The 9,687-nt window shown below is 66.7% G+C and carries 12 protein-coding genes; 4 read left to right on the top strand and 8 right to left on the bottom strand.

The genetic code is table 11. From position 1 onward, the window contains the following. Together ssb and FV220_RS06215 are read right to left on the bottom strand one after the other, a co-directional pair. A partial coding sequence (ssb, locus tag FV220_RS06220) for a single-stranded DNA-binding protein (RefSeq protein ID WP_147830216.1) occupies positions 1–446 on the bottom strand: 446 nt, incomplete at its 3' end. A gap of 181 nt (positions 447–627) precedes the next feature. Continuing rightward, positions 628–1,644, bottom strand: a complete 1,017-nt coding sequence (locus FV220_RS06215) for an NADP-dependent oxidoreductase (RefSeq protein WP_147830214.1) — start codon at positions 1,642–1,644, stop codon at positions 628–630. 174 nt (positions 1,645–1,818) lie between these two features. Here FV220_RS06215 and FV220_RS06210 point away from each other — a divergent pair, with 174 nt between their 5' ends. Then, the gene (locus tag FV220_RS06210) at positions 1,819–2,223 is read left to right on the top strand and encodes a DUF4174 domain-containing protein (RefSeq protein WP_147830213.1); all 405 of its coding nucleotides are present in this window, start codon (positions 1,819–1,821) and stop codon (positions 2,221–2,223) included. A gap of 73 nt (positions 2,224–2,296) precedes the next feature. Here FV220_RS06210 and FV220_RS25405 read toward each other — a convergent pair whose 3' ends face one another. Continuing rightward, the gene (locus tag FV220_RS25405) at positions 2,297–2,764 is read right to left on the bottom strand and encodes a hypothetical protein (RefSeq protein WP_056144627.1); all 468 of its coding nucleotides are present in this window, start codon (positions 2,762–2,764) and stop codon (positions 2,297–2,299) included. 257 nt (positions 2,765–3,021) lie between these two features. On the opposite strand from FV220_RS25405, the gene FV220_RS06205 reads away from it, so the two are divergent. Then, positions 3,022–3,750 (top strand): phosphodiester glycosidase family protein, encoded by a 729-nt coding sequence (locus FV220_RS06205; protein WP_238254090.1) that lies wholly within the window; start codon positions 3,022–3,024, stop codon positions 3,748–3,750. Between the two features lie 10 nt (positions 3,751–3,760). Here the strand turns inward: FV220_RS06205 and FV220_RS06200 are convergent, their stop codons facing one another. The 5 genes from FV220_RS06200 to FV220_RS06180 form a co-directional block, all read right to left on the bottom strand. Further along, the gene (locus tag FV220_RS06200; protein ID WP_056144625.1) at positions 3,761–4,117 is read right to left on the bottom strand and encodes a hypothetical protein; all 357 of its coding nucleotides are present in this window, start codon (positions 4,115–4,117) and stop codon (positions 3,761–3,763) included. Between the two features lie 20 nt (positions 4,118–4,137). After that, a complete protein-coding gene (locus FV220_RS06195; protein ID WP_147830209.1) occupies positions 4,138–5,256 on the bottom strand; it encodes an NADH:flavin oxidoreductase/NADH oxidase in 1,119 nt (372 codons plus the stop codon). 105 nt (positions 5,257–5,361) lie between these two features. Next, on the bottom strand, positions 5,362–6,105 hold the full coding sequence (locus FV220_RS06190; RefSeq protein ID WP_147830207.1) for a hypothetical protein: 744 nt from the start codon (positions 6,103–6,105) through the stop codon (positions 5,362–5,364). Between the two features lie 152 nt (positions 6,106–6,257). Then, a complete protein-coding gene (locus tag FV220_RS06185; protein ID WP_147830205.1) occupies positions 6,258–8,201 on the bottom strand; it encodes a propionyl-CoA synthetase in 1,944 nt (647 codons plus the stop codon). Between the two features lie 180 nt (positions 8,202–8,381). Then, a complete protein-coding gene (locus FV220_RS06180) occupies positions 8,382–8,564 on the bottom strand; it encodes a DUF465 domain-containing protein (RefSeq protein WP_018042998.1) in 183 nt (60 codons plus the stop codon). 222 nt (positions 8,565–8,786) lie between these two features. On the opposite strand from FV220_RS06180, the gene FV220_RS06175 reads away from it, so the two are divergent. Next, a complete protein-coding gene (locus FV220_RS06175) occupies positions 8,787–9,005 on the top strand; it encodes a DUF465 domain-containing protein (RefSeq protein WP_018042997.1) in 219 nt (72 codons plus the stop codon). Positions 9,006–9,188: 183 nt separating this feature from the next. Beyond that, positions 9,189–9,686: a 5-(carboxyamino)imidazole ribonucleotide mutase gene (gene purE / locus FV220_RS06170; RefSeq protein WP_147830203.1), complete on the top strand. Its 498-nt coding sequence runs from the start codon at positions 9,189–9,191 to the stop codon at positions 9,684–9,686. Position 9,687: the final 1 nt, after the last annotated feature.

Genomic DNA, 9,687 nt, shown 5'->3' with positions numbered 1-9,687 from the left:
CCCCGGTCTCCGCCACGGCCGCCGCCGTAATCGCCGCCGCGGCTGATCTGGCCGCCGCCCTCGTCGTCGGCGCCCATCTCTCCGCCGCCGCCGCTGCGACCGTCGAGGAGCGTGAGTTCACCGCGGAAGCGCTGGAGAACCACCTCGGTGGTGTATTTCTCCACGCCGGACTGGTCCGCCCATTTCCGGGTCTGGAGCTGGCCCTCGATGTAGACCTTCGAGCCCTTGCGCAGGTACTGCTCGGCCACGCGGGCGAGGTTCTCGTTGTAGATCACCACCGCATGCCACTCGGTCTTTTCCTTGCGCTCGCCCGACGCCTTGTCCTTCCAGGATTCGGACGTGGCGATGCGCAGGTTGACCACGGGATCGCCGGAGGCGAGGCGCCGGGTCTCGGGGTCGCGCCCGAGATTGCCCACCAAAATCACCTTGTTGACGCTGCCGGCCATGCCGCTCTCCTCTCGATCGATCTCACTGACGGAAAGGGCCTCACACGCCGTCCGTCCCGTTCGCCCTTCATGAACTTCGGACAGGCGGCCCGCAATCGGGAGGGCGAATTTGTCCCCACCGATCACAGGTCGATGTTCTATCTTTGTTCGTTTTGGCGCGCAAGGATCGCGCGCTTGGCCGTCACGCGATCCGCACCAGCATCTTGCCGAAATTCCGCCCCTTCAGCAGCCCGATGAAGGCCTCCGGCGCCGCCTCCAACCCGTCGACGATGTCTTCCCGATGCTTGATCCGCCCGTCCCGCAGCCATGTTCCGACCTCGCTCAGGAACTCCTCTTCCTGGTCGGCGAAATCCCACACGATGAAGCCGCGCAGGGTCAGGCGCTTGGTCAGGATGGCGCGCATGACGACGGGGCTGCGGTCCGGTCCCGGCGGCAGCTCGGTGAGATTGTAGCCCGAGACGAGGCCGCAGACGGGGATGCGGGCGAAGTCGTTGAGGAGCGGCAGCACGGCGTCGAACACCGCACCGCCGACATTCTCGAAATACACGTCGATCCCGCCGGGACAGGCGGCAGCGAGCGCGCCGGGGAGGTCGTCGGTGCGGTGATCGACGGCCGCGTCGAAGCCGAGTACGTCGGTGAGGTAGGCGCATTTCTCAGGGCCGCCCGCGATGCCGACGGCGCGCGCGCCCTTCAGCTTGGCGATCTGGCCGACGAGGGAGCCCACCGGCCCGGCGGCGGCGGCGACCACCACGGTCTCCCCCGCCTTCGGCTGGCCGATGGTGAGGAGGCCGGTATAGGCGGTCATGCCCGGCATTCCGAGGACGCCAAGCGCCGTGCTGACCGGCGCGGCCTCGGGATCGAGCTTGCGCAGGCCACGGCCATTTGAGACGGCAAAGTCCTGCCAGCCCCCGAAGCCGGTGACCACGTCGCCCTCATGGAAATCCGGATGCCGCGAGGCTGCGACCTCCGACACGGTGGCCCCGACCATGGGCGCGCCGATGGCGACGGGTTCGGCATAGGATTTCGCCGCGCTCATCCGCCCGCGCATGTAGGGATCGAGGGAGAGGAGGCGATTGCGCAGCAGCACTTCCCCCTCCCCCGGCGTCGGGGTGCGGTTCTCCTCGAGCCGGAAATGCGCGGCCGTCGGCTCTCCGTGCGGGCGGGAGGCGAGGACGATGCTGCGGTTCATAGCGACCATGATCTGACGCTCCGGTTGGGGTGAAGGATCTTCTGGACGGGCGTTCCAGTCTCAGGGGACTTCTCGACAAGGCCGATCGGGCGCCGGTGTTCCAGCAATGAGGCCGAGGCACCGCCTGCGCCGAGCGGCGTTGATGCGCAAGTATTCCTGCTCCGTCCCGATAGGACCGTCTCGATGACCCGCATGCTCCCCCTCGCCGCCATCGCCGCGATGTCCGGCTTCGCAGCGCCGGCTTCGGCCGACGACCCCCTCGCCGCCCATCGCTGGAAGTCGCGGGTGCTCGTCATCGTGGCCCCGGAAGGCGGAGATCCGCGCATCGAGGCGCAAAGGCGCGAGGCGCGGGCGAGACGGGCGGATTACGCCGAGCGCGACCTCGTTCTTGTGGAAGCGATCGGGACCGGTGCCGAGGCGGACCGCATCCGTCGTCGGTTCGGAATCGGCGCGGGGGATTTCCGCGTCGTGCTGGTGGGCAAGGACGGCGAGGCGAAGCTCACCGAAGCCGCACCAATTCCGGCGGCCCGCCTGTTCTCGACGATCGATGCCATGCCGATGCGGAGGGATGAGAAGGGCCGGCGATGAACGCGGCGGCCGTAACGAAAAAGGGGCCGCCAAAGCGACCCCTTCCCAGATAAATCCTCCCGAGCGGAACCGCTCAGTAGCAGCGCTCGATCAGGACGCGGCGGGGTCCGTAGGGGGTCCAGCGGGTGCGCGGGACGGTGTAGCAACCGCCACCGTAGCCGCCATAGGCCGCAGGAGCGTAGCCGTAGCCATAGGCCGGGTATCCGCCATAGCCACCGTAGCCGCCATAGAGTCCGCCGGCGGCGAGGCCGAGGCCGACACCGAGGCCGAGACCGCCGAGGCCGTAACCGTAGCCACGACCGTAACCGCCGCGCCAGCCGTAGCCGCGATGTCCACCCCAGCCGCCGCCATAGCCGCGGAAGCCCGCACCACGGAAACCGCCTCCATAGCCGCGGAAACCGCCGCCGTGTCCACCCCAGCCACCATGGCCGCCATGCCAACCACCGTGGCCACCACCCCAGCCGCCGCGGGCTTCCGCCGTCGCCGGGATCATCGCCAGAGCGCCGACCATCGCGGTCGCTGCCAGAACAATGCGTTTCATCGTCTTGTCTCCAAAGACAGGTTCTTGTCCCCAGTGGTTATAGAACACCCATGGTCCATGAACGGTTCATGGCACATTTTGTCCTGCACGCATCCGGCCGATCACAGGTCGGTGAGAGCGGCGGTCGGCACGCCTTGAAAACGCCTTCCGTTTCGGGCGAGGACACCGCGCGCCACCTCGTCCTCACGGGAGGGCGGAAGATGGCTCCGCCTCGGGATTCAACGATGATGTCACTGCGACGCGCATTTGCCGGAGCCATGCTGTTCGCGTTCGCTGCGGGTCTCGCTCCCCAGCCCGCGCGGGCCGCGCCCGCCGTCGCGTCGCCGTGCAAGGCGGTTCAGTCCGAGGGCGAGACCTTCACGGTCTGCACGGTGGATCTGCGCCGCGAGCGGGTGCGGGTGTTCTGGCTCGGCGCCGACGGTCTGCCCTATTCGTCGCTGTCGACGCTGGGGGAAAAGATCGGGCCCAAGCTCAGCTTCGCCATGAATGGCGGCATGTACGACAAGGGCCAGGCGCCGGTGGGCCTCTATGTGGAGGAGGGCCGCGAGATGAAGGGCGTCTCCACCGCCAACGGGCCGGGCAATTTCCACCTCAAGCCCAATGGCATCTTCTACGTGAAAGGCGAGCGCGCCGGCGTCGCCGACACGGCCCGCTACCTGCGCCAGAAGATCAAGCCGGATTTCGCCACCCAATCGGGGCCGATGCTGGTGATCGACGGCAAGATCCACCCGAAGATCTCCACCGACGGGCCGAGCCAGAAGATCCGCAACGGCGTCGGCGTCCGCGACGACGGCCGCACCGCCATCTTCGCCATTTCCGAGCGCCCCGTGACCTTCGGTTCCTTCGCCCGCCTGTTCAAGGACACGCTCGGCTGCGCCAACGCCCTGTTCCTCGACGGCAGCGTCTCCAGCCTCTACGCGCCGGGCATCAACCGGTCGGACATCAGCCGGCCGTTGGGGCCGCTGGTGGGGGCGGTGGCGAAGTAGGGCGGGCGGATCAGGCCAGCCGTGCCCGCTTGCCGAAGGCGACCCTGAGCCGCGCCTTTGCGAGTTCGGCGATCTCAGTCATCGATTCGATCCGCACCATCGGCATCTCCGCCCCGATGAGGCTCGTCGGCTCGAAGCTGAAGAGCAGGTGGCGCACGCCGATCTCCAAAGCCGTCACCCCGTCGGATTGGGTGAGGTCCTCGCCGAAGATCTCGATGAGCGGCCCGTCCGGGTCGCCCTTCTCGATCTGGACGATGAAATAGCCGGCGGGTTCCTCCTCGTCGTCCGCGCCGGAGATCAGGCTGATGCCGTTCTCCTCGTCGTAGCGGACGCGCTGCACCGTGATCGTCGTGATGTCGTCGTCCATTGTCTTTGCCTGAAATCGGGTCAGCGTTGCCCGAACTGGGTGTCGCGGAACAGGGTCTTGAACTGGCGCGGCTGGCAGCGCCAGTACTGCTTGGGCGCGCTGACCTGCGCGCCGAGTTCGGCCGCCGCATGCCACGGCCAGCGCGGATCGTACAGCATGGCGCGGGCGAGCGAGACCGCGTCGGCCTTGCCCTCGGCCAGGATCGATTCCGCATGGGCCGCCTCGGTGATGAGGCCGACCGCGATGGTGGTGAGCCCGGTCTCGGCCTTCACCCGCTCGGCGAAGGGAACCTGATAGCCGGGCGAGAGCGGGATCTCCTGGCGGGTGGAGAGGCCCCCGGTGGAGACGTGGATCGCCGCCGATCCGCGCCGCTTGAGCGCATGGGCCAGTTCCACCGTCTCGTCGAGCGTCCAGCCGCCCTCGACCCAGTCGGTGGCCGAGACCCGCATCCAGACCGGCTTGCCCGCCGGCACGACTTCGCGCACCGCCTCGAAACATTCCAGCGGAAAGCGCATCCGGTTCGCGAGGCTGCCGCCGTAATCGTCCGTACGCTGGTTGGAGAGCGGCGAGAGGAACTGGTGCAGCAGGTAGCCATGGGCGCCGTGGAGTTCGAACCCGTCGATCCCGATGTGCAACGCGCGCTTGGCCGTCTCCACGAACCCGTCACGGATGCGCTTCAACCCCTCCGAATCGAGGGCATGGGGCGGCACCTCGCCCTCGCCATGGGCGATGGCTGACGGCGCCTCGGTGCGCCAGCCGTCCGGCATCTCCGGCTCGATCTGCGAGCCGCCATCCCAGGGGGCGCGGCTCGAGGCCTTGCGGCCGGCATGATTGATCTGGATCGCGATGGGGATCGGCGCCCGGAGCCGCACCGCATCGAGCACCCGGCCCAGCGCCAGCTCGGTCTCGTCCGAGTAGAGGCCGAGATCGGTGGGCGAGATCCGTGCCTCCGGCGAGATCGCGGTGGCCTCCAGGGTCAGCAGGCCCGCGCCCGACATGGCGAGCTGCCCCAGATGCATCAGGTGCCAATCGCCCGCCTGTCCCGCATGGGCCGAATACTGGCACATGGGGGCGACGATGATGCGGTTGGGCAGCGTCAGGCCATCGAGGGACAGAGGCTCGAACAGGCGTGCGGTCATGTGCGGGTTCCGGTCTTTTGTGGGAGCGGGCCGTCGGTATGGACGGCGTACGGTAATCGAACGCGCCATGGCAAGGATTGTTGGCTTTCGGCACCCGTGGCCGGTTTACGCTAGGCCACGCTCATCCAAAAAGTTGATGATCCAGGCGAGATCCTTGCCTGTTGCATCGAGCGCTTTCCGCGCGAAGGTTCGAGAGTTTGCCCTTACAGCTGGTGTCGAATGCTCGACCGGCTGGTTCATGAGGTCCAGGCAGCCCCGCCGAAGCATGACCCAAGACCAAGAACGACCTTTTTTGAGATTTCTCAGCGCAATGTCGAACTCGTCGTCGCTGTCTGTTTCATTGTTCGATGCAGTCGCTTTTCCCTGTTTCTCGATCGCTTTATGTGCGGCTTTAGAAACCGGTAGTGGGGGGCGGCCATCACGCACGGGATGATGAAGTTCCATGTCATCTCTGGCGAGTGGTTCCCCTGTGATCGTACATCTGTCCGAGGCCGCGCGGAGGGTTGCTCTGGCTGTTCCGCCTAGAACGAGCTTATCCGTGTCTATTTGTTGTTTTGCGACCCATTGTTTGACTGCGTTCAACAGCAAGCAAAAAGCTCGAAACTCATCGGGAAGATGCTGAGCTATTTGACCGGGAGGAACATGGGAGCGCAGGAAGTCTCTTATTGGACCTGGTTCGGATGCAAATTCCTTCGCGCGCTGGTGCATAAGAATCTCAAATTCATTAATAGTAGAAACGAATGCGGCGCGTTCAAGCTTAACATTCAGTTGAGCGGGGTTTTCTTTCGCCAGATATCGATAGTAATCCAAGTACTCCTCTAAAATATCAATTTTTTCGGTCTTGGACAAGAGTGGTCGAAGGGGGTGAAAATTGATTTTCATCGGATTAACCAAAAAGATGCGTTAATGAATGTATCGATTTATTGACTAGAGTAGAAATCGAGATCGGCTAATCAGGAGGCGGGCTTCGGGAGCTACCTGTCTCGCTTCGGCGAATCGCCTCACCCCCCGATCCCCCTCCCCTTCAAGCTCTCGCCGATCTCGTCCAGCACGGCGGCGTCGTCGATGGTGGGTGGGGTGGTCCAGGCTTCGCCGTCGGCGATCTTCTTCATGGTGCCGCGCAGGATCTTGCCCGAGCGGGTTTTGGGCAGCCGTGCCACGGTGAGCGCGAGCTTGAACGCCGCCACGGGGCCGATGCGCTCGCGGATGGAGGCGACGAGTTCGCGCTCGATCTCGGCGGTGTCGCGGGAGACGCCGGATTTCAGCACCACGAAGCCGCAGGGCTGTTCGCCCTTCAGCGCGTCGCGGATGCCGATGACGGCGCATTCGGCGACATCGGGATGGGCGGCCAGAACCGCCTCCATGCCCCCGGTGGAGAGCCGGTGCCCGGCGACGTTGATGATGTCGTCGGTGCGCCCCAGCACCGTGACGTAGCCGTCCGCGTCGACGATCCCGGCATCCGACGTGTCGTACCAGCCGGGATAGGTGGTGAGGTAGCTCTGGCGGAAGCGCTCGTCCGAACCCCACAGGGTCGGCAGGCAGCCGGGCGGTAGCGGGAGCCGCAGGGCGATGGTGCCCATCGTATCGGGCGGCAGCGGCTTGCCGGCCTCGTCGAGCACCGCGAGGTCGTAGCCCGGCATCGGTACACAGGCGCTGCCGTGCTTCACCGGCAGCATGCCGATCCCCACCGGATTGCCGGCGATGGCCCAGCCGGTCTCGGTCTGCCACCAATGGTCGATCACCGGCCGGTCCAGCGCCCGCTCGGCCCAGGCCACGGAATCCGGGTCGGCCCGCTCGCCGGCGAGGAAGAGGGAGCGGAAGCCGGAGAGGTCGTAGGAGGCGACGAGTTCGGCGCGCGGGTCGTCCTTCTTGATCGCGCGCAGGGCCGTGGGCGCCGTGAACAGGCAGGCGACGCCGTATTCCGCGGCCACCCGCCAGAGCGCCCCGGCATCGGGCGTCCCCACCGGCTTGCCTTCGTAGAGGACGGTGGTGCAGCCGTGCAGCAGCGGCGCGTAGACGATGTAGGAATGGCCCACCACCCAGCCGATGTCGGAGGCGCAGAAATACACCTCGCCGGGCTTCACGTCGTAGAGGTTGGGCATCGACCACGAGAGCGCGACGCAGTAGCCGCCGGTATCGCGCACCACGCCCTTGGGCTTCCCCGTCGTGCCTGATGTATAGAGGATGTAGAGCGGGTCGGTGGCCGCGACGGGGACGCAATCGGCGCTGATCCCGGCGGCCTTTGCCCGGGCCACGGTCTCGGCCCAGTCGCGGTCCCGCCCCTCCACCAGGCCCGCCTCGGCCTGCGGGCGCTGGAGGATGAGGCAGGCGTCCGGCTTGTGCGGCGAGGCCGCGATGGCCGCGTCGAGGAGCGGCTTGTACGGCACGATCCGGCTCGGCTCGATGCCGCAGGAGGCGGCGAGCACCACCTTCGGGGCGGCGTCCGTGATGCGTATGGCGAGTTCGTTGGCGGCGAACCCGCCGAACACCACGGAGTGGACCGCGCCGAGGCGCGCGCAGGCGAGCATCCCGAACAGGGCTTCGGGGATCATCGGCATGTAGATGACGACCCGGTCGCCCTTCTCCACGCCGAGCAGCGAGAGGATGCCGGCGAGCGTCGCCACTTCGTCGCGCAAGGCCGCGTAGCTGATCGTCCGCTTCGTGCCCGTAACGGGCGAATCGTACAGGATCGCCGCCTGCTCGCCCCGCCCCATCGCCACGTGGCGGTCGACGGCATTGTGGCAGGCGTTCAGCGTCGCGTCGGGGAACCAGCGCCCATAAGCGCCCGCCTCCGGGTCGAAGGCGCGGGAGGGGGCGGTCTCCCAGTCGAGGGCAGCGGCGGCGTTCAGCCAGAACCCTTCGGGATCGGCGAGGGACGCCGCGTGGATCGGGCGGAAGGCGTCCGTCCCTTCGGTCGAATCGGGAGGTGTCGCAGCAGCCTGCATGGCGGTTCGTCCCCGGGCGGCCGGTCTGAGGATGCCGGCATCTGCGGGGGAATGTAGCCCAACCTGCCCATGACGATACAAGGGATGGCGATACAAGGGATGGCGGTACAAACGAAAACCGCCGCGCTGGGCAGCGCGGCGGCGAAGGTCAATCAAGGAAGGGGAATGATGGGGAGCTGGCTAATGCACCGAGTCCGTTTCGGCACGCAGCCGATTGATCTCGTCCTTCAGGTGAAGTTTGCGTCGCTTCAATTCCGCGATCCGTAGATCGTTCTCGGAAGGGCTTTGAATCGCGGAGTGGATTTCCCGCTCGAGGGCTTCGTGCTTGAGGGCGAGCTGGCTCAGATGCGTCTGCAGCGACATGAGTCGTTTCTCCTGTCTCGTTCCGACTCAGGCAGATTGGCACAGTATGAGCCGGCTGTCGAAACCGAAATCGGCCCTGGGGGCAACATTGGTTAATCACGATCGCCGGAGCCCTCCCCGGTGGAAGACGCGTCTTCCAGAGCCAATTGCGGGCATCGTCTTGCCGCAAGAGCGCCTGTGCCGCATGGTTTCGGGACGGTACGTGTCGAGGCTGCAGGTGCGATGGCGGGCGAGTTCGAGGATAACGGGACGGCGGAATTCGTCGAGGAACTGGCGCGGCTCCGCCAGGAGCACCGCGACCTCGACGGGGCCATCGACGCACTGGAACTGAGCGTCGCCGGCGACCAGCTGCAGATCCAGCGCCTCAAGCGGCGCAAGCTCGGCCTGCGGGACCGGATTTCCTATCTGGAAGACCAGATCACGCCCGACATCATCGCCTAGCTTCGGTTTGCCTTGATCACAGGATTGGCCCGGGCACCGTCTTGCGGGCGGTCGTCCGCCCGCGTATGCGGCACGGTCCGGGTGCAGGATCGCGTCCCGGGATCGCGCCGCCACGAAGACATGGCCTGAACCCGGCCAAGCAGACCAGGCGACCGCGATCGTCTCGGGAAGGAAGTGACGACGATGGCGGGAGCGCCCCCGGTCGCGATCATCATGGGAAGCCAGTCGGACTGGGCGACCATGCAGCACGCCGCCGACACCCTCGACGCCCTCGGCGTGCCGCACGAGGCGTTCATCGTCTCCGCCCATCGCACGCCGGATCGCCTCGTCGCCTTCGCCAAGGGTGCGAAGCAGGCCGGCTACAAGGTCGTCATCGCGGGCGCTGGCGGGGCCGCGCATTTGCCCGGCATGACCGCATCCATGACCCCGCTGCCGGTCTTCGGCGTTCCGGTGGAATCGAAAGCCCTGTCCGGCCAGGACAGCCTGCTTTCCATCGTGCAGATGCCGGCCGGCATTCCCGTGGGCACCCTCGCCATCGGCCGGGCCGGGGCCGTCAACGCGGCCCTCCTCGCCGCCGCCGTCCTGGCGCTGACCGACGCCGCCCTCGCCGAGCGCCTCGATGCGTGGCGGGCCGCGCAGACCGCATCCGTGGCCGAGAGGCCGGAGACACAGATTCCGTGAC

Source organism: Methylobacterium sp. WL19, from assembly GCF_008040005.1.
Classification (GTDB): domain Bacteria; phylum Pseudomonadota; class Alphaproteobacteria; order Rhizobiales; family Beijerinckiaceae; genus Methylobacterium; species Methylobacterium bullatum.
The sequence above is the reverse complement of the archived record's forward strand: the minus strand, read 5'-3'. Positions and strand labels throughout refer to the sequence as shown.